Genomic DNA, 26,717 nt, shown 5'->3' with positions numbered 1-26,717 from the left:
GGTCAGCCCGGGGGTCCGCCGCCGTCGTGGCTGAGGACCAGTACGGCGGCGTCGTCGGCGTGGCCGGTGGAATCCGCCACCTTCATCACCGCGGCGGCGATCTCGTCGGGCTCCGCGTCCGCCGCCTCCCTGACGACCCGGGCCACGCGCTCCAGCCCCACCTCGATCGGGAAGGACGGCCCCTCGACGACGCCGTCGGTGAGCAGCACGATGGACCCCGCCTCCGCCAGCCGCCGCCGGGTCACCGCGTACCGCGCCCCCGGCTGCACGCCCAGGGGCATCCCGCCCTCGTGCTCGGCTATGCCGTAGTCGCCGTCGACGGTGGCCCAGACCGCCGGAACGTGGCCCGCCCGGACGCTTTCGAGCACCCGGGTCGCGGGATCGAAGCGGAGCAGGGTGCAGGTCGCGAAGAGGTCGGCGTCCATGGACAGGAGCACGTCGTTGGCCCGGCTCAGTACCTCGCGGGGATCGACGACGACGGCGGCCACGGCCCGCAGCGCGATCCGCACCTGCCCCATGAAGGCGGCCGCATCCACGTCGTGGCCCTGTACGTCGCCGATGGAGAAGGCCAGCGCGCCCTGCGGCAGCCCGAAGCCGTCGTACCAGTCCCCGCCGATGTCCAGGCCGTGCCGGGCGGGCGCGTACCGGGCGGCCGTCCGCAGGCCCGGCGCGACGGGCAGGGTGGCGGGGAGCATCGCGCGCTGGAGCGCCTCGGCCAGCTCCACCCGGGCGTGGTGCAGCTGCGCCCCCTCACGCGCCTGCGCGGTGAGGCGGTCCAGTGTGGACAGCAGGTCGGCGCTCGCCGCCCGCGCCACACGGCGAGGGCTCATGCACCGCTCCGAGCTAGGTCCATCCCGCCTCTGCTTCCCTGCGCGAAGGTTCATGTCATCATATTTCCGCTCGCTCCGATGCGCGCAGCCGTCATCGTTCTCGCAGGTGGCCGTCGTGGTGCGGGCCCTCTGCCGGGATCCGGGCAGCCTTCGGCGCACACGCCTCCAGACGCGGACTGGGGGCGGCGCGCCGTCCCTCCTGCCGGGTGCTTGACTGGGCCGCATGCCGCTCAATGCCTACGGGGTGCTCGCGGGGACGCTGCACCACCATGTCCGTGAAGAGCCCGACGCCCGGGGCGGCCGGCTCCGGGTCGTCCTCGAAGTCGACGCGCCGGCCGGGCGCTACCGGTGCGCCGTCGACGTGGACGGCGATCGGTCCGGCACCGCCGTCCAGTGGAAAGTGCTCAGGCTGGCCGCCTCGGTCCTCGAACCGGCGAGCGCTTTGCCTCCCGGCTACCACGACCTCTCGACGAGTCCGGGATCGGGCGCGATCGACCACCTGCGGCACCCGGCCCTCGCGGACCGGTCCGGGCGCCTCTTCGGCCGCCGGCCGCCCGCCTGGCTGGAGGGTCTCGCGGCCCGGCTGAACCCGCCCCGGCCGTGGGTGTCGGGACCGGGCCCGGAGGCGGCGCAGGCTCTGGAGGGCGTCCTCGTCCCCGGCCGGCCGGTCCTCGTCTTCGGCGAGCCGCTCGACCAGGGCCTCGGCCTGCGCAACGTCCACCTGAACCAGGGCGCTCCGTACGGCAGCCCGTGGTGGGCCGGGGACGGCGTCTGGCAGGACGGAGCCGTCCTGACCCGGCGGCCCGACGGCTGGTACGACGCCTTCCTCAGCAGGTTCTCCGGGCAGTCCGTCCGCACCGGCGCGGACGGCCACCCCGCGTAGGGCTCGCCGCCCGCACCGGCGCAGGCGGACGCCGCGCAGGGCTCGCCGCCCGCGGCTGCCCGGCCGGGACGCTCAACGGCTGTGCAGGGGCGCCGCGTCGTAGAGCCGCCGGCGCAGCCGCATCAGGACGGGTATGTCCGCGATCTCCTTCAGCCGCTCGACGAGGAGGCGGATGCGGTGGTCGTCGCCCGCGCGGACTGCGGCGGCGATGTCGTCGATCAACAGGTCCGGATCTTCGTGCACCACAGCATCTTTGACCGATCGGGCCCGCTTCATGCGCGCGGCTCCGGTCCGTTCCTCCGGCCGGTCTTCTTCCCTGGTGGAACCGGCCCTAGCGGACGGAGGGAATGCGTTCCGCTTCGGGTGCCGAAGCCTGCGCGGGGAGCCGGCCGAGGGGCGGACGGACGGCGGTGTGCGACCGGATGTCCCGCAGCCCCCGGCGCAGGCTTTCGCGCAGGACCCGGCTCAGCGGCCGCTCGATCGCGCGGTGGATGATCCAGGCCAGGGTCACGATGCCCGCCGTCACCCCCAGAACCAGCGGGACGGGCGCCACCATCCGGCGGAAGTGATGGATGAGCGTGAGCCCGGCCATCATGTGGATCAGGTAGAGCGGATAGGTGACCGCACCCGCGTGCGGGAGCCAGCGCCACTGGATGCCGTCGAGGGCGCCGAGCGCGATGGCCGCCATGGCCAGGAACCCGAGGGTGATGACCAGGTGGGCGGGCCACGCGGGCGTCCGGTCGGTGACGCTCCGGCCGAGACTGGAGATCATGCGGGCGTGCACGTAGTGCTGGGCGAGCAGGAACTGGACGCCTACGAGGGCCCACAGGACGGCGTTCGGGCGGAAGCGGCGCATGAGGTGGAAGGCGATGCCGGCGATGAAGTAGGGGGAGAGGGCGGGCACCGCGAAGAACGACAGCACGCCGCTGTCGCCGGTGGGCGCGACGATGCCGGCGAGGGTCCACAGACCGCAGAAGATCACGCAGTTGCGGTAGGTCACGCCGCGCAGCACCACGACCGAGAAGAGCACGTAGAACTTGAGCTCGGCGAAGAGGGTCCAGTACGCGTCGTCGACGTGGGGCACCCCCAGGCCGCCCTGGAGCATCGAGAGGTTCACCACGACGTCGCTGAACGCGTTCAGGTGCCTGATCTCGGGCCAGGTGAACAGCACGAGCGAGGTGAACGCGACGGCCGTCCAGTAGGCGGGGAACAGCCGGGACACCCGGGACAGCGCGAAGTCCCCCACGCTGCGTCCCCAGGCGCTCATGCAGATGACGAAACCGCTGACCAGGAAGAATATTTCGACGCCGAGCCAGCCGTAGACGGCGAACCGGTGGGCGGTCGGGAAGACCGCGGTGGTCGGTCCGCCCCAGGCGCTCTCCAGGACCACGTAGTGGTAGCCGACCACGGCGAGGGCGGCGAGGATCCGCACGCCGTCGAGGGCGACCAGGCGGACACCCGGAGGCGCGGCGGGACCATCGGACGCACCCGGGGCCGGGGCCGGGTGGGCGCACGGCTCCGGGTCCCGGGCCGGAGCCGAGTCCGTGCCCGGGCCGCGGCCGCCCGGCCGCGGCCCGCCGAGGGAGGTGTGTCCGTCCATTCCTCGACCGCCGTCTCGTGCGTGCGGCGGTCCGGTGATCGCCGTCAGGTCAGCGGAACTGTCCCGGTCACGCTCCGGCTACCTCTGGGCATCACTCGTGTCACGCTCCGGCAACCTCTGGGCGCCACTCGTGGGGCTGGGCCGCCCCCGAGTGCGGCATGATCGGGGGATGTCTGATCGCATCATCGCCGCCTGTGACGGAGCGGCCAAGGGGAATCCGGGCCCGGCCGGCTGGGGCTGGGTCATCGCCGACGCCGAGGGGCGGCCCGAGCGCTGGGAGGCCGGCCCGCTCGGGCGGGCCACGAACAACGTCGGGGAACTGACGGCCCTCCAGCGGCTCCTGGAGGCCGTGGCCCCCGGAACCCGGGTGGAGGTGCGGATGGACTCCCAGTACGCCATGAAGGCCGTGACGCAGTGGCTCCCGGGCTGGAAGCGCAACGGCTGGAAGACCTCCTCGGGCCAGCCCGTCGCCAACCGCGAACTGGTCGAGCGGATCGACCTGTTGCTCGCCGAGCGCGACGTGACGTTCCGTTACGTCCCGGCACACCGCGAGGACGGCGACCACCTGAACGCGATCGCCGACCAGGCCGCCGGCGACGCGGCCCTCACCCAGCAGGCCGCGGGCACCGCCCTCGGCGACCGGGACCTGCCGGACCCCGCCCCGGTCCGCAGCGGGCCCTCGCGGCAGAAGACGGGCGCGGCGAAGCGGAAGACCGTGGGCAGCGCCTCCTCGGGTGGCGGACCCAGGCCGATCAAGGCGAAGTTCCCCGGCACCTGCCCGTGCGGAAAGCCGTACGCGGCCGGCGAGTTGATCAGCAAGAACGGCAAGCGGTGGGGGCATCCGGAGTGCGGCGCGGACGTGCCGGCCGCTCCCTGACGCGAAGGCCGGGGCGGCAGGTCGCCAGAGGTGATCGATCGTCCGGGGTGATGGATCGTCCGGGGTGGCGGGTCGCGCGGGTGGGTAACGAGGTCCACGTGGCGTTCGAGCACAGGGAGGTCCGGACGTGTCGGAACTGTCGGCGGACGAGGCGGCGGAACTCACCGGGCGGCTCGTCGCGCTCGACGTGAGCGCCGGGGCCCGGTGGGCGGTGGGAGCGGCGCTCGACGCCGTCCGCAGGGCCGGGCCCGGGCCGGGCATCGGCCCGGGCCCCCGTCCGGGCGATGCGGCGGAGACAGGGGACCCCACGCGCCGGGCCGCGCTCGCCGAGCTGTTCCAGGTCGCCGCCTGGATCACCTTCGACGCCGAACGGCACGACGTCTCACAGCGTCTGAGCCGCCGCGCCCTGGACCTGGCCCGCGGCGGCCCGGACGGCCCCGCCGCCGTCGAACCCCTGGTCCTGGCCGTGCGGAGCATGCAGGAGGAACACCTCGGCCGGCCCGCGCACTCGCTGCGGATCGCCTCCCGCGTCCTGTCCCGCACCGGCCTCCCGGGCCGCGTCACGGCGATCTTCCAGGTGCGGGCCGGGCGCGCCCTCGCCCGCATGGGGCGCGGCCCCCAGGCCCTGCGGGCCTTGCACACCGCGGCCGAGTTGCTGACCGACGCACCCACGAGCCGGGACCCGGCCTGGGCCTGGTGGTTCGACCGGCAGGAACTGGACGGCCACCACGGACTGGCCCTGGCCGCCCTGCACGAGCGGGAAACGGCTGCCGAGCTCCTCCACCGGGCGGCGCACGCCGAGGGGGACGGACCTGCCTACCGCGTGCTGTTCGCCGCAGAACTGGCCCGGGTGCTGGCGCGGGCCGGCGACTGGCACGAGACCGACACGGTCGTCTCGGCCCTGATCGGCGTCGTACCGACCGTGGGTTCCGTACGCGCGCTGCGCGCGATGGCCGGGGCGGTCCGGCTCGTCGGGCACGGCCACCGCGTGCCGCGCCGCACCCGGGACGCCGCGGACCACCTCGGCCGGCTGCTGCGGGCGGAGGCGGACCGGGACCGGCCCCGGGGAGACTCCCGCGCCCACCCGGACCGTGCCCCCGGGCAGGCGGAACCCGGAAAGGACGCCGTGGCGCCGCGCGGAGCACGACGCCACGTCGGAGGGCCAGGACGGTCCGTCAGGCGTTGACGCAGGCGTTGCCGGCGGCCGGGTTGAGCAGCCCGATGACATTGACGGAGTTGCCGCAGAGGTTGACCGGCACGTGGACCGGGACCTGGACCACGTTCCCCGAAAGGACGCCGGGGGAGCCGACGGCGACACCTTCGGCGACGGAGTCGGCCGAGGCGGCGCAGGCGCCGCTGACGAGCGCGATGCCGACGGCGAGGGCCAGCCCGGCACTCTTCAGGACACGCGTCATGTGAACTCTCCTCGAATGTGGTGCTTGCGCAGCGCGGCTGCGCGCGGACCCGGACCGGGGCCGCACCCCTTTGTTTCGGCAGCCGGGACCCCGCCTGCGGTCCCGGGCCGCCATGTTCCCCCTAAGGGGGTGCGGCGCGGACGCATTCGGCGGCACGCTGCGGCGGCTCAGCCGTCCCCGTAACGCAGACGGCCCAGCGCCGTCATCGGCCGGTCGTGGGCGGCCACGGCGGCGGGCAGGGCGGTGGAGCCGGTCAGGTGGCGGTCGACCGCCGCGGCCGCCGAGCGGCCCTCGGCGATGGCCCACACCACCAGCGACTGCCCGCGCCCCGCGTCGCCCGCGACGAACACCCCGGGCGTCCGCCCGCCGGCGGCGGCGAAGGCGGCGTCCCGCGCGTAGTTCCCGCGCTCGTCGAGCTCCAGCCCCAGCTGCTCGCGCAGGCCGCCCGCCCGCTCCGGACCGGAGAAGCCCAGTGCCAGCAGGACCAGCCCGGCCGGGAGCACGCGCTCGCTCCCGCCGAGCGGCCTGCGGGCCATCGGCTCAACGGCGGTCAGGCGCAGCGCCCGTACCCGTCCCGCGCCGTCCCCCTCGAAGTGCAGGGTGGCGCAGGAGAAGATCCTGGGGTCCGAGCCCTCGCGGCCGCGGGCCTCTTCGTGGGCGTGGGAGATCCGGTACACCTTCGGGTACACCGGCCAGGGCTCCCCGTCCGCCCGGCCGGGGCCGGGTTCCGGGTTGATGTCGAGCTGGACCACGGAGAGCGCGCCCTGCCGCAGCGCCGTGCCCAGGCAGTCCGAGCCGGTGTCCCCGCCGCCCACGATCACCACGTGGCTGCCCTCGGCCGTCACCGGAGACACCGCGAAGTCACCCTCCCGCACCCGGTTGGCGCAGGTCAGGTAGTCCATGGCCTGGTGGATGCCCCGCAGCTCGCGGCCGGGCACCGCGAGCTCGCGGCGCTCCCCGGCCCCGACGGCGACGACGACCGCGTCGTACCCGTGCCGCAGCTCGGCCGCACCGACCTCGCCCCCGATGTCGCAGCCCGTCACGAACGCCGTGCCCTCGGCCCGCATCTGCTCGATCCGGCGGTCCAGGTGCACCTTCTCCATCTTGAACTCGGGGATGCCGTAGCGCAGCAGGCCCCCGATCCGGTCGGCCCGTTCGTGCACGACGACGCGGTGACCCGCCCGCGTCAGCTGCTGCGCGGCGGCCAGCCCGGCCGGTCCCGAACCGATGACGGCCACGGCCCTGCCGCTGCGCCGCTCCGGCGGGCGCGGCGCCTGGTAGCCGCGGCGCCGGCCCTCGTCGGCGATCGTCTGCTCGACGTTCTTGATCGTCACCGGATCGGCGTTGATCGTCAGGACGCAGGCGTCCTCGCAGGGGGCCGGGCACAGCCGGCCGGTGAACTCCGGGAAGTTGTTGGTCGCGTGCAGCCGCTCGTAGGCGGCCCGCCAGTCCCCGTGCGCCGCGTAGGCGTTCCACTCGGGTATCAGGTTCCCCAGCGGGCAGCCGGTGTGGCAGAAGGGGATGCCGCAGTCCATGCAGCGGTCGGCCTGCTCGGAGACGAGCGGCAGCAGCGCCTGCCCGGCGTACACCTCGCGCCAGTCGCCGAGCCGCTCCTCGACGGGGCGGGCCGGGACGGCCTTGCGGGGGATCCTGAGGAAACCGAACGGATCGGTCACGTGCCGCCTCCCTGGATCGTTCGCGGCGTACACGCAGACGAGGGACCCGGCGCACACGGCGCGTCCGGCGCGCGCGGTATGCGGCGTTCCTCCCACATTACGCCGTTCGGGGGAAGGTTCGCCGATCCGGCGGCGGGCGATTCCGCGGCGGGCGGCCCGTGCGGGCGGGCCTCCCGGGCGAGGTCGCGGCGCCGTCCGCAGGTGCCGGTATCCGAGGTCGCGGCGCCGTCCGCAGGTTCAGGTATCCGAGGGCGTGCGCGCACCCGGTCCCACCGCTCGCGGCGCGCCCGCCCCCGCCGTCCCCGCGCCCACCGCTCCCGTCCCCGCCGGGCGTTCGCGACGGTCACCCGTGGTGACGCACCACATGCCGAACGTGACGCCCTGTGTCAGGCTGATGGGGTGCCGCCGTGGCGGCCCGGAGCCCCGGCCGGTGGCCATGGTCACACCCTGCCCCCGGCCGGTCTCCCGCCCGCGGCGCCGCCCGCCGCCCCCACCGCCGGCCCGTGTGCCGATGCGCGTGGGCGTTTCGCAAGCGATCCGATTCTCGTTGAGGAGCTCCTGGTGCTGGAACGAAAGTTGCGCAAGGACCGGACCGAGGTCACGTTCATCCTGCCCGCGGACAGGCCGCCGGGGCCGGTCAGTGTGGTGGGCGACTTCAACGACTGGCGGCCGGACACCCATCCGCTCAAGCCGCGCCGCGACGGCACGAGGGCCGTGACGGTCGAGCTGCCGAGCGAGAGCACGCACTCCTTCCGGTATCTGGCCGCCGGGGACTACTGGTTCAACGACGAGAGCGCCGGCGACCAGGACGGCCCCAACAGCCTGCTGCACACCTGACCCGGCCCGGGCGGGCGCCGGGCCCCCGGCCCGGCTCCCGCCCGGACGCCGGTCAGACGCGCAGGTCGGCCGGGAAGCCGGTCCACCGCAGCTCCGGCGGAAGGTGCCCCGTGTCGTTGTAGAGGAGCAGGGAGGCCGGCCGTCCGGGCACGTACCGGATCACGGTCAGGCCGGCGTTGGCGTGGTTGAGGCCCGTCCAGCGCCACTCCGGGGCGTCGAGCGCGGCCCGGACGAACCAGCCGATCAGGAAGTTGTGCGTGACCACCAGCTCGTGACGGGGCTCGGCGCCGCCCACGGGACCGGCGAACCGTGCGAGCGCGGCCCGGGCCAGCTCCGGCCCCCGCGCCCGATCTTCGGCGGGGAGCAGTGCCAGCCGGTCGAGCAGGGCATCGGCGGACTGTGCCGGCAGCTCGCCGCGGTGCGGCATGTGGGGAACGTAGTCCCCGGCCTCCTCGGCCGGCCGCGGGCGGACCCCCTCGAACCGGTCGCACACCAGCCGGGCCGTTTGCGCTGCTCGCGGCAGCGGCCCGTGGTACACGGCCGAGAGCGGGCGGTGCCGCATCCGCTCACCGAGCAGCTCGGCCTGACGCCGGCCGCGGTCCGTCAGCCGGCTCTCGTCCGGCGAGGCCTCGCCGTGCCGTGCGAGGTAGAGGTAGCGGGTGGCCGTGCCGGTCATGTACGGAGTCCTCGTCAGCATCGCGATCTTGCAGATGCCCGGAGGGACGCCGACGGCGGGCCTCCGGTTCCCCTGCCGCTGCCGTCGCCGTCGCCGTCGCCGTCGCGCGCCCGTGCCCGTGCCCGTCGCCCCGCCCCGTCAGAGCCGCTTGGCGCTGCGCAGGGCTGCCGCGTAGTAGCCGTTGCCGTCGAGGCGGGAGGCGCCGCCCTTGTCGCCGATGGTGGGGCCATTGGCCTCCTCGCGGCTCGAAATGAAGATCTTGTGCCCCTCGACGTCGTTGCCGAGATACATCCCCGTGTGGTCCAGCCGCTGGCCGGTCCGGCCGTCGAGTTTGAAGAAGAGCAGGTCACCGGGCTGGAGCACGTCGATGGAGGTGGGCCTGTCCCTTGCGGTGACGCCCTTGAGCGGCAGGATGTCCACGCCGGTCTTCGAGCGCGCCATCCCGTTGGCCGTGCGCGGCAGGCCGGTGCCGCCGGTGTCGCCGGACATCAGCGGGAAGCGGGCGCGGTAGCCGAACACCGTCCGGATGAAGCCGGAGCAGTCCAGCGCCCGGTACTTGGGCTTCTCGGGCTGCGCCGTGGTGCCGTCGCGGAAGGTGTACGAGGTGCCCAGGTAGTCGTAGAAGTCCGACTGCTCCAGACGCAGGTCGTTGCCCACCGAGCCGTTCGGGTTGATCGGCCCGAAGGCCGCGTCGCCCGCGTACTGGACACCGGCCGCGTCCTTCTTCACCGGGGCCTGGTCGCCGTACTGGAAAGCGGTCGCGAAGAGGTCGTCCTCCTCGCTGCCGTAGTACTTCTTGAACCAGTCCTGGAACCACTGCTCGCGCTCCGCCCCGCTCCGCCAGGCCTCCGGCAGCAGGCGGACCCAGTCGTCGGTGACGACCCGGGTCTGTGTGGTGGCCGGTTCGGAGAAGGTGCGGCTCTTCCCGGTGAGCGTCGCGGTGCGCGCGCCGTCCGTGAAGACGGCCAGGACGGCGCCGTCCCCGCTCCGCAGCACCGAACGCTCCGGGCTTTTCAGGCGTTCCCACTTCTGGGTGCCGTCCTGCCCTCCCTTGGCACCGCCCTTGGGGCCCTGATCGGTCACCCGCATGGCAGCGGGCGCCGCGGCCTGCTCCTCCTTGCGCAGCTCGTAGGTGAAGTACGCGCTGGCGGCCAGCAGGCTGGTGACGACGGTGGCGTGCAGGAGCGGTCGGGTACGGCGGGCGGACTTGGCGGTCATCGGGTGCTCCGGGAAGGATGCGGGCGATCGGGCGGGGCGGCGGCGGTCAGGCGTGCGGCATGAAGCCGAGCAGGATGCCCGATGTGAGGACGACGTACGTCATGAGGGTCGCGGACCCGGTGGCGAGGAGCGTGGCGCCCTTGGGCTGGCGGACCAGCTGGTAGGCGATCAGTCCCGGGACGATGAAGCCGAGGGTCTGGTTGGCGTACAGCAGGGGGAACTTCATCTGCAGCACGATGACGACCGTGGCCTGGAGCAGTACGCCGATCAGGACGACGGCCGCGAACAGGCGCTTGCCGTAGAGGATGACGAACTTCTGCGTGAGCAGGGTGAGCACGTACGTCAGGACGGTGATGCCGACGACGAGCGCCGCACGCTGCAGGTCCTCGATGAGGGTCAGCGCCAGCCATCCCGGGGTGATCATGCCGCCGGGGGAGAGGTTAGTCGTCAGGTAGCAGAGCAGGGAGAACAGCAGGCCCAGCGCGATGCCGATCGCGGCGATCTCGGGCGTGAGGACTGCGGGGATCAACGGGGCTCTCCTGGGTTCTGATTCTGATTCCGGTCCTGCCACTGCGGGCCGGGGTAGGGGTGCTGCGGCAGTGGCCGGGGCGGCTGGTACTGCTGCGGCTGCCCGGCCTGCGGCGGCCGGTACTCGTAGGGCCCCGCCTGAAGTTCCTGCGGCGCGGGCACGGACTGCTCGTACGGGTGACCGGGATGGACGTACTGCTGCGGTACCGGTACGGGGGGCAGTGCGAACCGCGCCTCCTGGGCGGCGGTGAGGTCCGCGTACGGATCGAGGTGGGCGGCGTACTGCCCCTGCGGGTGCGGCGCCGGCCGCTCGTGCGCCGCGGACCCGCCGGATGCGTGCGGAGCTCCCGGCTGCCCGGGGAGGCCCGCCGCGTCGGCGTCCTCCTCGAAGGCGGGCAGTTCCGCCAGGTGCTCCAGCAGGACCTCGCCCTGGCCGTGGATGTTGCCGATGGCGACCAGCGAGGACGTCGCACCCAGGTGGCCCAGCAGCTCGTGCATGAACTCCTCGCCGTCGCGCTGGTCACCGCCGAGGTCGACCGCGCGCGAACGCCATTCGGCCGGGATCGCGTCGATGGCGCTCTTGGCCGGGTGCCCGATCACGAAGACCTTGTCGGGCATCAGGTCGGGGACGATCTGGCCCATCTGCCCGTTGCGCTCGACGCGGTCGGGACGGCAGTTGATCACCACGTTCAGCGGGCGGTCGATCGCGCCGAGGTCGAGGAGCTGGTTGATGTTCATCAGCGTCGACTCGGGGTCGTTCGCAGCGAAGACGTTGGCGAAGCGCACCCGCTTGCCGCCCGGTGCCGCGTACCGCTCGACGGAGAGCACACCGGGGTCGGGCGGCGCGTCGTACATGCCCTGGAGGGCGGTCTCGCGGTCGACGCCCAGGAGGCCGGCGACGGTGAGTGCGATGGCGACGTTCTCCTTGAAGGTGAACCAGCTGAACCCGCGCAGCTCCTCGTCGCTGACCGTGTCGGGGTCCGCGTAGACGAGCGTGCAGTCCCGCGCGTCGGCCTCCTCCTGGAGGACGTGGAAGCGTTCCTTCTCGGCGGTGACGCAGATCCCGCCGTGCGGCATGGAACGCGACAGGGAACGCGCGATGTCGTCCAGGGTCGGCCCCATTTCGGCGACGTGGTCCTCGCGGACGTTGCACAGCACGCCGATGGTCGACTGGATCAGCTTGGACTGGTTGATCTCCTGGAGCGCGGGCATGACGGCCATGCACTCCATCACCAGCGCGTCCGGCCGGTAGGCCGCCGCCCGCCGCACGATGCCGATCTGCTCGACGACGTTGGCGATGCCGAACTTGCGGTAGACGGGCTCTTCGGTGGCGTCCGGATGGATGAAGCGGGCCGCGGTACCGGTGGTCTTGGCGACCGTCCGCAGACCGCCGCCGCGCAGCGCGCCCGCGCACAGCCGTGTGATGGAGCTTTTGCCGCGGATGCCGTTGACCAGTACCCGGTGGTGTATGTGTCCCAGGTTGGCGAAGTGCCGCCGCTGCTCGACGATGCCCGCGACGAGCATGACCAGGCAGCACAAGAGCAGCACGCAGTAGAGGAATAGCACGGGGGATCAGTTCCTTCCGGCCGGGGCGGCCTGGCCGGGCGTCCGGCCCGGGCCGGCGCCGGTGTCCCGCTTGCGCTGCTGGAGCAGCTGCTGACGGATGACTTCCAGGCTGCGGGTCACGGCGCCGACCTCGTCGTGGTGGGTCGGGAAGACGACGGTGCGGCGGTCGCCGTCGGCGAGGGCCTCGGACCGACGGGCCAGGTCGCGCAGCGGCCGGATGACGATGATGTGGATCCAGCCCAGGCAGGCCGCCGCGCCCGTGAGGCCGAGCAGCCCGGCCAGCACGGTGCGGTTCTGCGCGGTGTACGCGGGGATCTCCAGGCCCTTGGTGGGCTGCGAGGTCACGACCGTCCAGCCGAGCGGCTGGGCCACCCCGCCACCCGTCATGGGGGCTGCGGCCGCGACCGAGACGGAACTCCCGTGCCGCAGGAGGGCCACGGCGGGGCGCGGCCCCTTGTCGGTCTGCTTGTTCGCCTGGGTCACCAGCGCGTCGAGCTTGCCGTCCGACAGCTTCGAGAAGGCCAGGTAGCCGCTGTTGCCGCCCACCACCCGGTGCCCTGCGTCGAGCACGCGGACCTCGCCGAGCCCCGGCCGCTTGAGCATGGCGTTGAGGAAGTCGATGCGCAGCTCGCCGACGACTGCGGCGCCGCCCAGCCCGGGCGCCTCGGCGTACTCGGTGATGACGGGCTGGTTGCCGCTGTCGATCACGGTGACGGGCTCGCGCGAGGGCGCCCTGCCCGCCGTGTGGTGGGGCTTGCCCCCGGCTCGGGCCGCGATGGTGCCGTCGGCCTTCAGGACGTAGAGGGATTCGTAGCGCCCGTGCTGGGTGCGGGTGCGCTCCAGCACCGTCGTCATCTCCGCCGGCGTCGTCTTGGCGCTCAGCACGGAGGCGACGGAGGTGAGGTCGGCGTGTCCCTCGTTGAGGGCCCGGCGGACGCGGTCGGCCAGGGTGTCGGTGCGCTCGCGCTGGTCGTCGACGATCGTCGGCGGCACGGCGACGGAGTCACCCGCGCGGTTGAGCATGAGCAGCAGCGGCGCGGACCACACCAGCAGCAGGACGCCGCACACCGCGATCAGCGCGCGGGTGCCGATGCGCCCGCGGCGGCCGGGCCGGCGGCCTTCGCCGGCCGCTCCCGGTTCGCCGAGGAGCTGGCGCCGCAGCCGGTCCAGGGCCGCGCCGATGCGCGCGGCCTCGCCGTACTTCGGTACGGTGACCGGCCGCTGGAGGTCGCCGCGGCCGATCCGGCGGCTTTCCAGGAACAGCCGCAGCAGCGGGCGCTGCACGGTGACGACGAGCAGCGTGACGGCGAGCGTGCCGAGGAGCAGCAGGGCGCCGGCGGCGGCGATCCAGAAGAAGGAGTCGACGGCGGCGGAGCGTTCCTCGGTGACGCCGACGAAGGAGAGGACGGTCAGTCCGAGGGCCGTGGCGTCGGTGCCGACTCCCGGCTCGGAGCCGGTGAGCTTCGCGTAGCCGGCCACGGAGCGCTGACCGGCCTTGGAATCGCCGAGCAGGCCGCCGCTGACGCCGGGGAAGCCGCCCGAGCCGGGCTCCTTGGCTTGGAGCGGGTGTTGCGAGGCCTTCTGCGCCGAGGCCTTCGCGAACGTCCTGAGCTGCTTCCCGGCCCGGTCGGAGCCCCCGACGCCATCGCTGCTCAGCACATGGCCGGCGGCGTCGAGGACGGCGATGGCGCGGGACTTGCCCAGGCTGATGCCCGGCACCTTCAGACTGCTGGAGGCGATCAGGAGCTGCTGGGGCCGGTTCGGCCAGGACAGCAGGGCCAGGGTGAGCAGCCGGGTCTCGCCGTTCTCCAGCCGGACCATGCGCGGTGCGAGGCCGTCGTCGCCGGTCAGCCGGGTCAGGTCGACGGCGGTCAGCGGGAGGTTCTCGCCGCGCTGCGCCTCCAGCCGGCCCGATGTGATCTCGATGACGGCCGAGCCGCGCCATTTCTGGTAGACGCTGCCGAGCTTGTCGAGCACCGAGTCCGGGGAGACGGGCTCGCCCGCGCTGAACAGCGATGCGGTCCTGGCGATGTCCGTGATGCTCTCGTCGAGCGAGGCACGCAGGGCGATGGCCCCGTCCTCCGCGAAGTGCTGCTGCGAGGTGAGGACGGCCGGCGGCACGGTCTCCTTGCCCACCCGGCCGAGCTGGAAGGCGGTGAGGGCGGCGAGGACGAGCAGCACCGCGGACAGGGCGGCGATGGGCGGACGGATGCCACCCAGCAGCGACATGTCCGCCCTGCGGCGGACCCGGCGCCGTCGCTTCGATCGCGACGCGGCCAACGGGGGCTCCTCTACGTTCTGTCCGGGAGCCGTGCGGCCGAGGGACGGTGGTGATCTGCCTGCGGGTACTGCGGGTAGTGCGGGTGCTGCGGAGGCCAGGAGGGGGCCGCCGGGCAAGGCGGAACACCAGGCATCCGGGCGCCGGGGAAGGCTGCTTCCCGGCGCGCGGCCCGGTACGGGCATGCGGGGGCGCGCGGGCGGGCCGGTGCAAGGGGCCTGAGGGCCACTGGATGTTTCCCGCGCGCGGCGGGAGGGCCGGCTCAGCTCACCGTGGAACACCTGCCGCGGCCGCGTGCGGCCCGGTGGCTTCCTGCGGCGGTGTCGGCGCGGGGTGGACGGGCTCGCGGTGGCCGGTGCCGGTGTAGTGTCCGCTTCCCACGCGTCCGGAGGTGCCGCTGCCGAGCGGGGGGAATCCGGGCAGGCCGGCGTGCGCGTCGGCGCGGAGGCCGGTGGGAAGGAAAGCGGAGGGCGTCACTCCGATATTTTCATACGACTATGAGTGCGACATCGACCAAGCGAATAACGATTGCAGCACTGTGCGGCGCCATTTCTTTGCTATGTGCCGTTTGGGTGTTTATGGCAGTTGCTCCGGAAGGCGCGGGGGGCGCCCCGCCCCGGCAGCGAGTCGGCTCCGGGCCTCAGCCGTCCCCCGCCGGTGACCTGGAACACGAGGTGTCCCGGTTCACGACGGGCTTCGGCGAGCACGGCGGATACCGCATCCCCACGGCGGAGGAACGGCTCGTACTCACCCGCTCCGTCGCCCTCCTGCTCGACGGGGACCCGGAAGCGGCCCGTACGGAGCTGGCCGAGGTCGACTTCGCGCTGCGTACGGTCACCGACGCCGCCAGCGGACGCCGGTACGCGGAAGTGGCGGACGCGGCGAGCGAGTCGGGCCGGGCCAACCGCGGCTGGGGCCGTGTCTACGTCGACCTCGACAGCCCGCCGCGCTGGTCGGTGCAGGTGCCGCACCCCCTCGCGGACGCCCGTACCGAACTGCTGGGGGCGCGGGTGCTGCGCGGCGCGCCGGGCGGTGTGATGGTCCTGGCCGGGGCCCACCGCAACGCGGCCGGGGGCGGCGCGGCCGACATGGCGCACCGCGCCGACTCCGTCTTCCACGGCGTGGTCGACGAGCTGATGCGGCGAAACCTGCCGGGCGTCCAACTGCACGGGTTCGCGAACGAGTCGTTCCCCGGCCGTGACGCGGTCGTCTCCACGGGCGCGGGCGACGAGGCCACCGCTGACGCGGAGCGGTTGACGGCGGCGCTGCGGGGGGACGGCCTGAAGGTCTGCACGGCCTACTCGGCCCGTTGCAAGCTCTCGGGCACGGAGAACGAACAGGGTCAGGTCGCCGCCGGGCAGCAGGTGCGCTTCCTGCACGTGGAACTGAACAAGGCGGTCCGGTCGGACGATGCGGAGCTCGACGCCGTGGCCGCCGCGATCACGGGGCTCACGGTGCGCTGGGCCACCCCGTAGAAGGCGGGGCGCCACCTCGCCGGGGGCCGGGGCCGGGTCCGGGCGATCCGGACGGCCGTGCGGCCGTGCGGCCGGGCCCGGGGGGCGCGGCGGTCAGGGGCGGTGGAAGCGGTCGGCTTCGGCGACGCGCTCCCAGGCGGCGGGGGCCGAGGGCCTGGGCAGTGTGCGTCCCTCCTGCCGCCATTGGCGCACCATCGCGTCGTAGATCGGCGTGTCGTGGACCGGCATGTCGTGGACCGGCGTGCCGAACGGGCCCCGGTCCACCGCGGGCGCCGGCGCGGGTCCGGGGAGGGTTCGGGGCGCGAACATCGTCTCCTGCATGTCGGCCCAACGATCCTGCCGCCGGGGGAGTGGCGGCGCGTGATGCTTTCGTCACCTCCGCGCGGCGCCTCCCAGGGCGCCGGACACCCGGTCACAGCACTAGGGCCTGTTGCGAAAGTGGCGCGGTCGCCCGAAGGGCGGCCACGCGGCAGGCGCCGCTTCGTATCAGGTTCCGGAGGACCGCTGTCCCTGGGAGCCGTGGGCTGCGAGCGGAAGACTGCGCAGCGACAGTGCGCTCGGCGCCGGCAGCGCTCCGTGGGCCGCCTCGGCGCGGAACGACTGGAGCAAGAACGCCACCAGACGCCGGGACGCCGCACGGTCACCCGGCAGCGCGGTGACGAGACCGCAGTGCGCCAACAGGGCCACGGCAAGGTCGGAAGGGTGGAAGTCGGCCCGCAGCGCGCCCGCCGCCTGCGCCCTGCGGACCAGGGTAATGAAGTCCCGCTCGACCTGTTCCCCGAACCTCGCGTGTTCTCGCGTGCTGTCCGGATAGGCCGCGACGAACGCCGCCGGGAAGCCCCGTTCTTCCCGTTGCAGTTCGCAGACCGTCTCGACCAGTTGCTGGAAGCCCTGCCACGGATCGGGGTCGGCCAGCGCCTCGGTGAGCGCCCGAGCGCAGGTGTCCATCTGGCACGCGAACGCGGCCCGCACCAGGGCGTCCCGCGTCGGGAAACGCCGGTACAGCGTCGCCACGCCCACCCCCGCCCGTCGGGCCACGGTCGCCATGGGCGCGTCGATGCCGTGCTCGGCGAAAACCAGGCGGGCAGCCGAGAGGATGCGCCGCCGGTTGCGCCGGGCGTCCGCGCGCAGACCGTCCTGCCCCGCGATCCGAGAGGATTCCCCCACCGCTGTCTCTCACCTCCGGTCAAGTGGACGATCTCGTCCGTTTGCCAGCCTACGCTCGGCGCCACGATCCCCCACAGGGCCACTGGTGGCGAAGGTGAGAGCGCAACGATGAACGACCGCACGATGAAAGCCGTACTGTTCGACCGCTTCGGCGGCCCCGAGGTGCTGTATGTGGGCCGGGTGCCACGTCCCGGACCGGCACCCGGCGAGGTCCTCGTGCGCGTGCGCGCGTTCAGCGTGAACGGCGGCGAACTGGCGGTCCGTTCCGGTCGGGTCCGCCTCGTCACCGGCCGGAAGTTCCCGCAGCGCGTCGGGCTGGACTTCACTGGCGAGATCGCCGCACTCGGCACCGGCGCGACCGGCGTAGCGGTCGGCGACCAGGTGTGGGGCGTCCTGGGCCGCGGCTCCGGATTCGGCAGCGCTGCCGAGTACGTGACGGTACGGCCCGAGCGGCTCGGCCTGGTCCCGGACGGGCTGGACCTCGTGGCCGCTGCCGCGCTGCCGGTGGCCACCACTGCCGTCACGGCCCTCCGCGACAAGGCCGCACTGCGCCCCGGCGAACGGCTGCTTGTACGGGGCGCGGCGGGCGGCGTCGGCAACGCCGCCGTCCAGCTGGGGCAGGCGTACGGTGCCGAGGTCACGGCCCTGGCCCGCGCTGCCAACCTCGACTTCGTCCGTACGCTCGGTGCCCACCACGCCGTCGACCACCGGACCGTGTCTCCTGCGGAACTGGGACTGTTCGACGTGGTGCTCGACACGGCGGGCCGCGACCTGCGTACCGTGCGGCGGATGCTGAAGCCGGGCGGACGCATGGTCACCATCGCCTTCGACCTGACGCGGCCCGCCGCCTCGCTGGGCTATATCGCGGCCAGCGCCGTCCACGGACGCGGCCGGGTGCGCTTCTTTAGCGGCAACCCCGAACGTGCGCTCTTCGACGACCTCGCCCGCCAGGTGACAGAGGGGAGGCTGCGGCCGGCGGTGGACACGGTCTTCCCGCTGAAAGAGACAGCGGCCGCACACCGGGCGCTGGAGGCGGGCGGTGTGCGGGGCAAGTACGTGGTCAGGGTCGACTAGGGTTTGTTGGGAAGGTGCTGGTCACAGCCACTCGTTGAGGACTGCAACCAACACGGTCGCCTCGTAGCGGACGGCGAGCTTGGCGTATCTCGTGGCCACGGCCCGGTGGCGCTTGAGGCGGTTGATCCCGCACTCGACGGCATGCCGCTCGCGGTAGTCGGTTTTGTCGAACTTCGGCGGCCGACCGCCTCGGGCACCGAGCTTCTGGCGCTTACGGACGCGGTAGACCATGGTCGGCCGGCTCAACGGCAATGCCGCCGGGCGGTTCCTTTTGCAGATCCCCTTTTTCGAGGCCCCGGCGGCGTGCTGGTGGGCCCGGCAGACGGTGGAGTCGATATTCACGTCCCAGGTGATCAGGCCCTTCGCGTCCGCCTGAGCTTGGAGCTGAGTGACGAACCTGGCCCAGGTGCCATCGCGCTGCCAGCGCCGGAACAGGTCGTAGACCCGCTCCCAGGGCCCGTAGCGTTCCGGCACATCACGCCAGGGAGCACCGGTACGGGTCCGCCACCGAATGCCGTCTATCAGCTGCCGTCGCGTCCACACCGGCGGACGGCCCGGCTTGATGCCCTGCGGCAACAACGGCTCAAGCCGGGCCCACTGTCCATTCGTCAGATCACCACGCCCCACAGGGCGTGATCATCCACGACCAAGATCCACTTCCGCAACAGACCCTAGGCGCGCTTGAGTTTCGCCCACACGGTTTCCAGGGCCTCGATGTCGGCGTCGTCCAGCCGGTCGTCGAAAGCCTCCCGCAGGGCCTCACGCCGGGTGGCGTCGGCCTCGGCGAACGCCGTGCGGCCAGTGGCGGTCAGGGAGATCCGGACGGAGCGGGCGTCGGCGGGGGAGACGCTGCGGGCCACCAGTCCGCGCGCCTGGAGCTGGTCGACGACACGGGAGACCTGGCTGCGGCTGAGCAGGGTCTTGGCCCCCAGTGCGGAGGCGGCGACGGGCTCGCTCTGACGGTTGAGCCAGAGCATCACCTCGAACCAGGACAGGGGAAGGTCGTGCACCCGCAGCAGGGCCTGGTCCACCCGCGCGGCCAGCGTGGTCCCGGCCCAGATCAGTCCGTAGAAGGCGTGATCGCGGGGGGTGAGATCGCCCATGGTCAGCTCGGTACGCGCCATGCGATCAGCTTACCGGTTTGTGTGTGTGCGCACGGAGATATATTGTGTGCACACACACTTAATTCTCTGCTCCAGGAGACCGTCATGCAGACCCCCGGCACCGCCAAGACCGTCCTGATCACCGGCACGTCCTCCGGAATCGGCCTCGCCGCCGCGGTCGGCGCCGCCCGCGCCGGCTGGCAGGTGATCGCCACCATGCGCGACACCGGCAGGGCCGAGCCCCTGCGCCGCGCCGCCGCCGAGGCGGGAGTCGCGGAGCGGGTGCAGGTCAAGCGGCTGGACGTGGTGGATCCCGGCTCCATCGCCGCCTGCCTGGAGGAGGTGCTCGCCCGGTACGGACGGCTGGACGCGGTCGTGAACAACGCGGGCGCCGGCCGGGTGGGCACCCTGGAGCAGGCCGGCATCGAAGACGTACGCGCCACGATGGAGGTGAACTTCTTCGGCGTGGTCGAGGTGACCCGCGCCGCGCTGCCCCACCTGCGCGCCTCGGGTGGCCGTGTCATCACCGTCACCAGCGTCGGCGGTATCGTCGGACAGCCCTTCAACGAGGCTTACTGCGCGGCCAAGTTCGCCGTCGAGGGCTTCATGGAATCGCTGGCCCCCGTCGCCGCGACCGTCGGTGTCGCGGTGACCGTCGTGGAACCGGGCGCCGTGGCGAGCGAGTTCGTGGCCGCCCTGGAGCTCGACGTCCCCGCGCTGCTCGCGGCGGCCGGCCCCTACGCCCCCGCCCTCCAGGCCTACATCGCGCGCACGATGGAGTCCTACGGGCAGGCGCAGACCCCGGCCGAGGCGGCGGCCCCGGTCGTCGAGGCCCTGACCGCCCGGACGCCCGCCTTCCGGGTGCAGACCTCCGACTGGGCCCGCGACTTCATCGGAGCCAAGCTCTCCGACCTGGACGGCTCGGCGGTCCAGACCCTCACCGGCGGCTGGGTCCGCTGACGCCCCCGGGTCCCTTCCCGGGCCCGGTCGGCCACCCGGGCGGCCGGGGATGAGAGCGGCGGCGGCGGGCAGGATGCGTTCGTGGCATCGAACACTCTCCGCACCCCTCGGAGCACCCCGGGACACCGCACCGCCGGCCTCGCGCGACGGGCGCGCAGCGCCCTGCGCGAGACCGCCGTGCGGCTCTGGAACGACAACGTCGCCGACTACGCGGCCGCCCTGACCTACTACGCGGTGCTGGCGCTCGTTCCCGCCCTCCTGGTCTCCGTCTCCCTCGTGGGGCTCACCGGAGCGGGCACCCGCGAGCGTCTCATCTTCGACCTGACCTCCTACGCCCCTCCCGAGTCCGCGCGGGTCCTGCGGGAGGCGCTGGAGGGACTGACCTCCGAGCCGTCGTCCATGTGGCTGCTGCTCGTCAGCGGCGTCCTGAGCGCACTGTGGTCGGCCTCCAGCTACCTGGCCGTCTTCCGGCGGGCCCTGCACGCGATGCACCGGCTGCCGGACACCCGGCGGCCCCTGCGCGCGGCCCACGTCCTCGTGCTCACCGCCACGGCGCTGCTGGCGCTGCTCGTCACGGGCGCCGCGAGCCTGGTGGCGACCGGGCCCCTCGCCCGCCGCCTCGCGGCAGCCGCCGGCTACGCCGGGATGGACACCATGGTCGTCCTGCGGTGGCCGGTCCTGCTGGTCATCGTCACGTCCCTGATCCTGATCCTCTACCGGACCGGGCCCGCCCAGACCCGCGGGACGCGCCGCGGCATGCCGGGCGGCGCCCTGGCGGCGTGCCTGTGGCTGGGTGCCTCGGTGCTCTTCACCCTCTACACCGAGTTCGGCACCTACAGCAGGCTCTACGGCTCCCTGGCCGGGATCGTCGTCTTCCTCGTGTGGCTGTGGTTCACCAACCTCGCGCTGCTCACGGGCGCGCAGTTCAACGCGGTGCGGGCCGCCCGCGCCGGGGAGTGATCCCGGGCCGGGCGGCGGCGCCCGCGGCGCTCACAGGTAGCGGCGGATGGGGAGCACGGAGGTCTCCCGGGCACGCTGGAGGAGGGAGCGCCGACGCCAGCGGTCCGGGCGGATCGGCTCGCTGGCGCGGAGGTCCTCGTCGTAGTGCGCGTCGAGGGTCGCGGTGAACCCGGCGTCCATGACGGCGAGCATCACCTCCTCGTCGTGGTCGAGGGAGCGCCGGTTGAAGTTCGTCGACCCGATCAGGGAGACCACGCCGTCCATCGTGATGATCTTGGCGTGCATCATGGTCGGCTGGTAGTGGTGGATGCGCACGCCGCAGGCGGTGAGCGCCTCGTAGTGGTGCTGTCCGGCCAGCTGGCACACCCGCTTGTCGGTGTGCGGGCCGGGCAGCAGGATCTCCACCTCGACCCCGCGCCGGGCCGTGGCGCAGAGCAGGTCGATGAAGTAGGTGTCGGGGGCGAAGTAGGCGGTGGCCAGGCGCACCCGCACCTCCGCCGATTCGAGGATCACGCGGATCAGGGTCTGCATGTCCTGCCAGCCGAAGCTCGCCGAACCGCGGACCACCTGCACGATGGCGCTGCCGCTCGGCTCGTGACTGACGAAGCGGTCGCGATCGTCGAAGAGCTCCGCGTGGCATTCGGCCCAGTTCTGGGCGAAGGCGGCGGCGATGCCGTCGACGGCGGGGCCCTTGACCTCGACGTGCGTGTCCCGCCACTCCTTGGGGTTGCGTGCGTCACCGCACCATTCCTCGGCGATGCCCACGCCCCCGGTGAAAGCGGTCCGCTCGTCGACCACGAGGACCTTGCGGTGGCAGCGGTGGTTCTGCTTGAGGGGGGAGAGGTACAGCGGCTTGCGGAACCAGGCGATCTCGACCCCCGCCGCGCTCATCCGCTCCAGCAGGTCCCGCTCTATCAGGCGGCTGCCGAAGCCGTCCAGCAGCAGCCGTACCCGGACGCCCGCACGGGCCCGGCCGGCCAGGGCCTCGGCGAACCGCCGCGCGATGTCGCCCCGCCAGTAGACGAAGGTCATCATGTCGACGGTGTGGTGCGCGGAATCGATCGCGTCCAGCATCGCGGCGAAGATCTCGTCCCCGTTGCGCAGCGGACGCAGGGCGTTGCCCTCGGTCGCGGCGATGCCGATGAGCCGCTCCAGGCGGCGGCGTATGCGGCGGATCCGCTCGTCCGCCGTGCGGCTGTCGGCCGTCACGTCCGTCGCGCGGGCCGGCCGCTGCTCTGTGTCGGTCATGCCGGAGGCTCCTCGATCGGTCCCGTTACCGCCCTGGACCTTATCCGACGGTTCCGGGGACGGTTCCCGGGGACGGTTCCCGGGGCCGGGGGAGGGGCCGGGCGGCGGGCGAGGGCGAGACGGCGGGTCCGTTCCCGGAGGCGGGAACGGACCGTGGGATGGCGGGGCGCGGGGATCATGACGACGGCGGGGTCATGTCGCACGCCCGTAGCGCACGTTCCGGGTCCAGATCCGCTCCAGCCGCACCTTGGTGCCCGGTCGGGGGGCATGCCACATCTTGTCGTGGCCGGCGTAGATGCCCACGTGCCCCATGGTCGAGCCCCGGGGGAAGAAGACGAGGTCCCCCAGAGCGCGCCGGTGGGCCGGGATGTGAGCGGTGTGCGCGTACTGCTGGTCGGCCGTGCGGGGAAGGGTGTGGCCGGCCTTGCGGAAGGCGTAGAGGGTGAGTCCCGAGCAGTCGAACCGGCGGGGCCCCGACGCGCCCCGCGCGTATGGGGCGCCTTCCTTGGAGGCGGCGATGGCCAGGGCTTTTCTGCTGTACGGCGCGCCGGCGTAGGCGGGGGTCGAGGGGACCAGAACGGTCGCGAGGGCCATGAGAGTCAGGGCGAGGAAGGCGTGGGGTCTCAGGGCGGAACGAACGGCGCAGTGGCCGTGCGGGGCCTTGCAGGAGTCCGTGAACAAGTGGGACAACGTGATTCCTCCGCATTCGGGAATGCAAGACAATCGGTCGGCTTCTCGAAAGGTTCCCCTCCGTACGGACGTGACAGCCGACAAGTTTTCAGAGATGCCATCCGATATGAGGTCCGGGACACGGTAAAACCTGTCTCGTTTCCGTAAAGAACGTCTTTCGTGAGCGCTGGTGTTCTCGCTCAGGCGGCCCAATTGTCCGGCGACTGTGGGCTGTGACCTGCGGTTTCTCGGTGAAGGGCGGCGAAGATGACAAGATCATCCACAAGTGGGATTCGATGCGGGGGCTACTTGAGCGCGCCCGGTCCGCCCTTCGGGGTACGGCGGCGGCCCATGGGCGGCGCTATGCCCGGGCGCACGGTGGCCAGATGGGAAATCCCCCGCACCGACGGGATGCGAGGCCGGGGGGTCATCTCGGGATTGCGCCCTGCCGGAATTAACCGGCGGTATCACGGCGGACGGTGCAGCGGGAGCCTGCAGGAGATCACTTCACGTGAGAGGGACCTCAGGAAAGGCCACGGAAAGGGGCTGTTGGGCGGACCGTGCGCGACGGGACGTCCCAAGGGGGACGGCAGGGAGGCCCGTTGGCCGCGGGTGAAACGCGCGGGCCGGCCGCCGGGCCCCGCGCCGGGGTGCATTCCGCATTCCCCGCCCGCCGCGAACGCCGGTCGGCGGCCCGCCGGTTGACCGGCGGACCACCGCGAACCCACCGCCGGGCCGGGGAGGGGGCTGAGGGAGGAAGCAGGCTCACGGCGGCGCCGCGAGCAGGAGGTGCACGGCCATGACGGTGATCAGGACGCTGGAGGCGAGCGTGGTGACGAGCCGCCCGCGGGAGCCGGTCAGCAGCCGGCCCAGCAGGGCTCCACCCCCGGCCAGGCACAGCTGCCAGCCGGCGGACGCGGCAAACGCGGCGACGACGAAAACGGCCTGCTGCGGGCGGGTCGTGGTCGCCGTGATGTCGCTGCCGAGGACGAGCGCCGCGAAGTAGACCACGGTCATGGGGTTCATCACGGTGATCGCCAGGAGCGACACGTAGGCCCGTGCGGGCGTCGGGGGCGCCGCGTCCGCCCGGGCCTGCGCCGGCCCGCCGCGGCGCAGGCCCAGGGCGGCGACGGCGCTGCGGACGGCCAGCACGATCAGGACGATGCCGGAAGCCCACCGCAGGGGGACCGTGACCGGCTGGACGAACGGGGTGATCGTGGCGCCACCCACCACGGCGATCAGCGCGTAGAGTCCGTCGGCCGTGGCGACTCCCAGCGCGGCGGCCACCCCGGTCCTCAGGGACGTCCGGGCCGTCAGGGCCACCAGGTAGGCCGCGACCGCTCCGACGGGCAGGGCGATGCCGTAGCCCGCGAGCAGTCCCGCGACGAGGGCGGCGCTCACGTGCGCGGCGGCGTGGTCCTCCGCGGCCGGCCGGGCTGCTGCTGGACCCGCACCCGTCGGGCGGCGGAGGTCGGCGGCAGGAAGGCGGAGGTCGTGGTCATGGGGGGATGGTGTCCGCAACGCTGCCGCCCGGGCAAACCGTTTTCCGTGCGACGGCACTGGGCGGTGGGACCGGCCGCACGCCCTCGCCACATGTCGCTCGCGCGCGGCACTCGTGGAGCGACAGGTGCAGGGGGGGCCCGGGCCGGCCCCGGGCCCGAGGCCGGAGGGAGACCGAGCGGACCGACGAGCGCCGGCGCCCGGCCGCGGCCATGAGCCTCCGTGAGCGCCCGTGCGGCCGGATGAGTGGGCACGCGGGGTGTGGGTGAGCCCGCGCGGTGCCGGGAGGGACGCGTACACGACGCCGGGAGGGACGCGTACACGACGCCGGGAGCGCCCGGGCGGCGCCTGGAGGAGTGCGCAGGACGGGCAGTGAGCGTCCGGGCGACGCCTGGAGGAGTGCGTGCGCGGGGCCGTGAGTGGCCGGGCGACGCCCCGGGTGGGTGCTCAGGCCGCCGGCCGGCTCACGCGCGGCCGGGGGCGGCGAACGGGCCGCCGGGGCCGAAGACGCGGGCGGCGAAGCGCTCGCCCATGCGGCGGTGCGTGGCGGCGTCCGGGTGGAGGTCGTCCGGCAGCGGCAGTTCGGCGTGGTCGGCCTCGCCGTAGAGTTCACGGCCGTCCAGGTAGTGGAGGTTCGGATCCCCGGCCGCCCGCTGCTCCACGATCCGCGTCAGTTCCTCTCGGATGACGCCCAGGGTCAGCTTCCCGCCGGCCCGCTCCGCCGGGTCGCCCGCCGCCCGGAACCCGCGACCAGTGCCCGCCTGGGCCCCGTACCCCCCAGACCGGCGCCGGGCCCCCGGCACGCAAAAGACGGCTCCCGCCACCGTGCCTCGGTGGCGGGAGCCGTCTTTTGCGTGCCGCGCGGGGTGCGCTTCGCCGGGTCAGGCGTGGCGGTGCGAGCGGCGATTGCCGGTGACGAGCCGGTAGAGGGCGAGCAGGATGACGGAGCCGATGATGGCGGCGATCCAGGTGGAGAGGTCGAAGAAGCCGTCGATGGAGTCGACGCCGAAGATGACCTTGCCGAGCCAGCCGCCGAGGAGACCGCCCGCGATGCCGATGAGCATGGTGATGATGATGCCGCCCGGGTCCTTGCCCGGCATCAGCGCCTTGGCGATGGCGCCCGCGAGCAGCCCGATGAGGATCCACGCGATGATGCCCATGATGCGTCTCCCGCTTCGTCGTCCACGATGGTGTCAAGGCATCGTCTGCACCGGATCCGCGATTCCAAACGCCCCGGAGGACGTAGCCGTCAAGACCCGGGGCTCACGAGCGGTCCGGCGCCTCCCCCGCAGGCCGGGCAGGCCCGTCCAGCGGGATGAGGACCTCGATGCTCTTGCCGCCCGCGGGCAGGCGGCTGATCGCAACCTTGCGCGTGAGACGGCAGATCAGGGGCCAGCCGAACCCGCCCAGGGGCACCGTCCCCGGCTCTCTGGCCATGGTGACGGGGGCGTCCCCGCTGGCGTCGGCGATCGCGAGCCGCAGGCCCTCGGGGGACACGGAGGCGCTGAAACCGACGATCCCGCCGCCGTGGCGGATCGCGTTCGTCGCCAGTTCCGATGTCACGAGCAGGGCATCGGTCAGGACCTGGTCCCCGGATCCGCAGGGCTCTATGAGCGCGCGCACGTGGTCCCTGGCCTGCGTGGCGGTCCGAGGGACCGTGTGCGCCGATCCGCTCTCCTCGCGTCGCACCGTCCACCTCCTCGTCGGTCTCGGCACGGGCAGACCGTGTCCGTGTGCCCCCTTCCAGCCCCGGCAATCACAGAGGCAAACATTGCAGTCCTCCGCCTTTGCGGAGCCGGCTCAGCGGCGCCGCGGCGGGACGACCAGCACGCTCGCCTCGGCCACGCTGGGGGCGGACGCGAAGGCCCGGTCGGCGCCGGTGACTTCCAGCAGCCGCGCCAGCCGGTGCGGCACCTCGCCCGCGAGGACGACCGGCCGGTTCAGCGCGGGCTGCAGCATGATGCTGAGCGCGGTCGAATCGGCGAAGGTGACACCGGAGACGTCCAGGACGAACCGCTCCACGCCCTCGGCCTCCGGATCCAGCGCCGCCCGCAGTTCGTCCGAGTTGTCCATGTCGAACTCGCCCGCCATCACGACGATGCGCACCTCGCCCTCGGACCGGGTCTCGACTCTGCCGCGCTCGTCGGCCGTGTGCGTGTCCTTGTTGATACCCATGT

General features: G+C 73.1%; 28 protein-coding genes and 1 pseudogene. 8 read left to right on the top strand and 21 right to left on the bottom strand.

Annotated elements, in window-relative coordinates; all coding sequences use genetic code 11:
• Positions 1–2: 2 nt before the first annotated feature.
• Positions 3–830, bottom strand: a complete 828-nt coding sequence (locus tag AMK16_RS21175) for a PP2C family protein-serine/threonine phosphatase (protein ID WP_073918141.1) — start codon at positions 828–830, stop codon at positions 3–5.
• Positions 831–1,053: 223 nt separating this feature from the next.
• Here AMK16_RS21175 and AMK16_RS21170 point away from each other — a divergent pair, with 223 nt between their 5' ends.
• Entirely contained in the window at positions 1,054–1,713 is a 660-nt protein-coding gene (locus tag AMK16_RS21170) for a DUF2278 family protein (RefSeq protein ID WP_073918139.1), read from the top strand.
• 72 nt (positions 1,714–1,785) lie between these two features.
• Here the strand turns inward: AMK16_RS21170 and AMK16_RS36280 are convergent, their stop codons facing one another.
• Both AMK16_RS36280 and AMK16_RS21165 read right to left on the bottom strand, forming a co-directional pair.
• Complete coding sequence (locus tag AMK16_RS36280; protein ID WP_158071232.1) at positions 1,786–1,956, bottom strand: hypothetical protein; 171 nt, start codon at positions 1,954–1,956, stop codon at positions 1,786–1,788.
• An 88-nt stretch (positions 1,957–2,044) separates the two neighbouring features.
• Positions 2,045–3,313 carry an acyltransferase family protein gene (locus AMK16_RS21165; RefSeq protein WP_079191636.1) on the bottom strand — a complete coding sequence of 423 codons (1,269 nt, stop codon included), beginning with the start codon at positions 3,311–3,313 and terminating at the stop codon, positions 2,045–2,047.
• A 169-nt stretch (positions 3,314–3,482) separates the two neighbouring features.
• Here AMK16_RS21165 and AMK16_RS21160 point away from each other — a divergent pair, with 169 nt between their 5' ends.
• Entirely contained in the window at positions 3,483–4,190 is a 708-nt protein-coding gene (locus AMK16_RS21160) for a ribonuclease H family protein (protein ID WP_073918137.1), read from the top strand.
• A 127-nt stretch (positions 4,191–4,317) separates the two neighbouring features.
• Complete coding sequence (locus AMK16_RS21155; RefSeq protein WP_073918135.1) at positions 4,318–5,376, top strand: hypothetical protein; 1,059 nt, start codon at positions 4,318–4,320, stop codon at positions 5,374–5,376.
• Here the strand turns inward: AMK16_RS21155 and AMK16_RS21150 are convergent.
• On the bottom strand, positions 5,366–5,605 hold the full coding sequence (locus AMK16_RS21150; protein WP_073918133.1) for a chaplin: 240 nt from the start codon (positions 5,603–5,605) through the stop codon (positions 5,366–5,368). The two genes, AMK16_RS21155 and AMK16_RS21150, sit on opposite strands and share 11 nt — an antisense overlap.
• Positions 5,606–5,772: 167 nt before the next feature.
• On the bottom strand, positions 5,773–7,281 hold the full coding sequence (locus AMK16_RS21145) for a glutamate synthase subunit beta (protein ID WP_073918131.1): 1,509 nt from the start codon (positions 7,279–7,281) through the stop codon (positions 5,773–5,775).
• Positions 7,282–7,842: 561 nt separating this feature from the next.
• Here AMK16_RS21145 and AMK16_RS21140 point away from each other — a divergent pair.
• Positions 7,843–8,118 (top strand): isoamylase early set domain-containing protein, encoded by a 276-nt coding sequence (locus AMK16_RS21140; protein ID WP_073918129.1) that lies wholly within the window; start codon positions 7,843–7,845, stop codon positions 8,116–8,118.
• Between the two features lie 52 nt (positions 8,119–8,170).
• On the opposite strand, the gene AMK16_RS21135 is transcribed toward AMK16_RS21140, so the two are convergent.
• The 5 genes from AMK16_RS21135 to AMK16_RS21115 form a co-directional block, all read right to left on the bottom strand.
• Complete coding sequence (locus tag AMK16_RS21135) at positions 8,171–8,794, bottom strand: histidine phosphatase family protein (protein WP_073918127.1); 624 nt, start codon at positions 8,792–8,794, stop codon at positions 8,171–8,173.
• A gap of 138 nt (positions 8,795–8,932) precedes the next feature.
• Complete coding sequence (locus tag AMK16_RS21130) at positions 8,933–10,012, bottom strand: NlpC/P60 family protein (protein WP_073918125.1); 1,080 nt, start codon at positions 10,010–10,012, stop codon at positions 8,933–8,935.
• Between the two features lie 46 nt (positions 10,013–10,058).
• Positions 10,059–10,541, bottom strand: a complete 483-nt coding sequence (locus AMK16_RS21125; RefSeq protein ID WP_073918123.1) for a poly-gamma-glutamate biosynthesis protein PgsC/CapC — start codon at positions 10,539–10,541, stop codon at positions 10,059–10,061.
• A complete protein-coding gene (gene pgsB, locus AMK16_RS21120) occupies positions 10,538–12,106 on the bottom strand; it encodes a poly-gamma-glutamate synthase PgsB (protein WP_079191635.1) in 1,569 nt (522 codons plus the stop codon). Before pgsB ends, AMK16_RS21125 begins: the two co-directional genes overlap by 4 nt.
• 6 nt (positions 12,107–12,112) lie before the next feature.
• Positions 12,113–14,335, bottom strand: coding sequence for a HAMP domain-containing protein (locus AMK16_RS21115; protein WP_073918121.1), 2,223 nt, complete (start codon positions 14,333–14,335; stop codon positions 12,113–12,115).
• Between the two features lie 723 nt (positions 14,336–15,058).
• Here AMK16_RS21115 and AMK16_RS21110 point away from each other — a divergent pair.
• On the top strand, positions 15,059–15,859 hold the full coding sequence (locus AMK16_RS21110) for a hypothetical protein (protein WP_079191633.1): 801 nt from the start codon (positions 15,059–15,061) through the stop codon (positions 15,857–15,859).
• 93 nt (positions 15,860–15,952) lie between these two features.
• Here AMK16_RS21110 and AMK16_RS21105 read toward each other — a convergent pair whose 3' ends face one another.
• Both AMK16_RS21105 and AMK16_RS21100 read right to left on the bottom strand, forming a co-directional pair.
• On the bottom strand, positions 15,953–16,180 hold the full coding sequence (locus tag AMK16_RS21105) for a hypothetical protein (RefSeq protein WP_073918119.1): 228 nt from the start codon (positions 16,178–16,180) through the stop codon (positions 15,953–15,955).
• 165 nt (positions 16,181–16,345) lie between these two features.
• Positions 16,346–17,026, bottom strand: a complete 681-nt coding sequence (locus AMK16_RS21100) for a TetR/AcrR family transcriptional regulator (RefSeq protein ID WP_073918117.1) — start codon at positions 17,024–17,026, stop codon at positions 16,346–16,348.
• A 108-nt stretch (positions 17,027–17,134) separates the two neighbouring features.
• Here AMK16_RS21100 and AMK16_RS21095 point away from each other — a divergent pair, with 108 nt between their 5' ends.
• Positions 17,135–18,100, top strand: coding sequence for an NAD(P)-dependent alcohol dehydrogenase (locus AMK16_RS21095; protein WP_031098779.1), 966 nt, complete (start codon positions 17,135–17,137; stop codon positions 18,098–18,100).
• A 21-nt stretch (positions 18,101–18,121) separates the two neighbouring features.
• On the opposite strand, the gene AMK16_RS21090 is transcribed toward AMK16_RS21095, so the two are convergent.
• Together AMK16_RS21090 and AMK16_RS21085 are read right to left on the bottom strand one after the other, a co-directional pair.
• On the bottom strand, positions 18,122–18,727 hold the full coding sequence (locus AMK16_RS21090) for an IS5 family transposase (RefSeq protein ID WP_073918115.1): 606 nt from the start codon (positions 18,725–18,727) through the stop codon (positions 18,122–18,124).
• A gap of 44 nt (positions 18,728–18,771) precedes the next feature.
• Positions 18,772–19,224, bottom strand: a complete 453-nt coding sequence (locus tag AMK16_RS21085) for a MarR family winged helix-turn-helix transcriptional regulator (RefSeq protein WP_073918113.1) — start codon at positions 19,222–19,224, stop codon at positions 18,772–18,774.
• Between the two features lie 84 nt (positions 19,225–19,308).
• Between AMK16_RS21085 and AMK16_RS21080 the strand changes: the two genes are divergently transcribed.
• Together AMK16_RS21080 and AMK16_RS21075 are read left to right on the top strand one after the other, a co-directional pair.
• Positions 19,309–20,163 carry an SDR family NAD(P)-dependent oxidoreductase gene (locus AMK16_RS21080; protein WP_073918111.1) on the top strand — a complete coding sequence of 285 codons (855 nt, stop codon included), beginning with the start codon at positions 19,309–19,311 and terminating at the stop codon, positions 20,161–20,163.
• A gap of 81 nt (positions 20,164–20,244) precedes the next feature.
• Positions 20,245–21,123 carry a YihY/virulence factor BrkB family protein gene (locus AMK16_RS21075; RefSeq protein WP_073918110.1) on the top strand — a complete coding sequence of 293 codons (879 nt, stop codon included), beginning with the start codon at positions 20,245–20,247 and terminating at the stop codon, positions 21,121–21,123.
• Between the two features lie 30 nt (positions 21,124–21,153).
• Here AMK16_RS21075 and AMK16_RS21070 read toward each other — a convergent pair whose 3' ends face one another.
• The 7 genes and pseudogenes from AMK16_RS21070 to AMK16_RS21040 all read right to left on the bottom strand — a co-directional run bounded on the left by AMK16_RS21070 (position 21,154) and on the right by AMK16_RS21040 (position 26,715).
• On the bottom strand, positions 21,154–22,371 hold the full coding sequence (locus tag AMK16_RS21070; protein WP_079191632.1) for a phospholipase D-like domain-containing protein: 1,218 nt from the start codon (positions 22,369–22,371) through the stop codon (positions 21,154–21,156).
• Between the two features lie 192 nt (positions 22,372–22,563).
• Positions 22,564–22,998 (bottom strand): C40 family peptidase, encoded by a 435-nt coding sequence (locus AMK16_RS21065; RefSeq protein WP_073918831.1) that lies wholly within the window; start codon positions 22,996–22,998, stop codon positions 22,564–22,566.
• Between the two features lie 807 nt (positions 22,999–23,805).
• Positions 23,806–24,441, bottom strand: coding sequence for a LysE family transporter (locus AMK16_RS21060; RefSeq protein WP_073918108.1), 636 nt, complete (start codon positions 24,439–24,441; stop codon positions 23,806–23,808).
• Between the two features lie 563 nt (positions 24,442–25,004).
• Positions 25,005–25,283 (bottom strand): annotated as a pseudogene (locus AMK16_RS21055) (lipase); the annotation flags it as partial.
• Positions 25,284–25,421: 138 nt separating this feature from the next.
• Positions 25,422–25,700 carry a GlsB/YeaQ/YmgE family stress response membrane protein gene (locus AMK16_RS21050; protein ID WP_073918106.1) on the bottom strand — a complete coding sequence of 93 codons (279 nt, stop codon included), beginning with the start codon at positions 25,698–25,700 and terminating at the stop codon, positions 25,422–25,424.
• Between the two features lie 103 nt (positions 25,701–25,803).
• Complete coding sequence (locus AMK16_RS21045; RefSeq protein ID WP_073918104.1) at positions 25,804–26,229, bottom strand: ATP-binding protein; 426 nt, start codon at positions 26,227–26,229, stop codon at positions 25,804–25,806.
• Positions 26,230–26,340: 111 nt separating this feature from the next.
• The gene (locus AMK16_RS21040) at positions 26,341–26,715 is read right to left on the bottom strand and encodes an STAS domain-containing protein (protein WP_073918102.1); all 375 of its coding nucleotides are present in this window, start codon (positions 26,713–26,715) and stop codon (positions 26,341–26,343) included.
• Between the last annotated feature and the right edge of the window lie 2 nt (positions 26,716–26,717).

It is taken from the genome of Streptomyces sp. CB00455, assembly GCF_001905445.1.
GTDB lineage: Bacteria > Actinomycetota > Actinomycetes > Streptomycetales > Streptomycetaceae > Streptomyces.
The sequence above is the reverse complement of the archived record's forward strand: the minus strand, read 5'-3'. Positions and strand labels throughout refer to the sequence as shown.

Coding starts and splice junctions, on each gene's coding strand:
- AMK16_RS21175 (WP_073918141.1), bottom strand. CDS start 830: ATGAGCCCTCGCCGTGTGGCGCGGGCGGCGAGCGCCGACCTGCTGTCC.
- AMK16_RS21170 (WP_073918139.1), top strand. CDS start 1,054: ATGCCGCTCAATGCCTACGGGGTGCTCGCGGGGACGCTGCACCACCAT.
- AMK16_RS21165 (WP_079191636.1), bottom strand. CDS start 3,313: ATGGACGGACACACCTCCCTCGGCGGGCCGCGGCCGGGCGGCCGCGGC.
- AMK16_RS21160 (WP_073918137.1), top strand. CDS start 3,483: ATGTCTGATCGCATCATCGCCGCCTGTGACGGAGCGGCCAAGGGGAAT.
- AMK16_RS21150 (WP_073918133.1), bottom strand. CDS start 5,605: ATGACGCGTGTCCTGAAGAGTGCCGGGCTGGCCCTCGCCGTCGGCATC.
- AMK16_RS21135 (WP_073918127.1), bottom strand. CDS start 8,794: ATGACCGGCACGGCCACCCGCTACCTCTACCTCGCACGGCACGGCGAG.
- AMK16_RS21130 (WP_073918125.1), bottom strand. CDS start 10,012: ATGACCGCCAAGTCCGCCCGCCGTACCCGACCGCTCCTGCACGCCACC.
- AMK16_RS21115 (WP_073918121.1), bottom strand. CDS start 14,335: ATGTCGCTGCTGGGTGGCATCCGTCCGCCCATCGCCGCCCTGTCCGCG.
- AMK16_RS21105 (WP_073918119.1), bottom strand. CDS start 16,180: ATGCAGGAGACGATGTTCGCGCCCCGAACCCTCCCCGGACCCGCGCCG.
- AMK16_RS21095 (WP_031098779.1), top strand. CDS start 17,135: ATGAACGACCGCACGATGAAAGCCGTACTGTTCGACCGCTTCGGCGGC.
- AMK16_RS21085 (WP_073918113.1), bottom strand. CDS start 19,224: ATGGCGCGTACCGAGCTGACCATGGGCGATCTCACCCCCCGCGATCAC.
- AMK16_RS21080 (WP_073918111.1), top strand. CDS start 19,309: ATGCAGACCCCCGGCACCGCCAAGACCGTCCTGATCACCGGCACGTCC.
- AMK16_RS21070 (WP_079191632.1), bottom strand. CDS start 22,371: ATGACCGACACAGAGCAGCGGCCGGCCCGCGCGACGGACGTGACGGCC.
- AMK16_RS21050 (WP_073918106.1), bottom strand. CDS start 25,700: ATGGGCATCATCGCGTGGATCCTCATCGGGCTGCTCGCGGGCGCCATC.
- AMK16_RS21040 (WP_073918102.1), bottom strand. CDS start 26,715: ATGGGTATCAACAAGGACACGCACACGGCCGACGAGCGCGGCAGAGTC.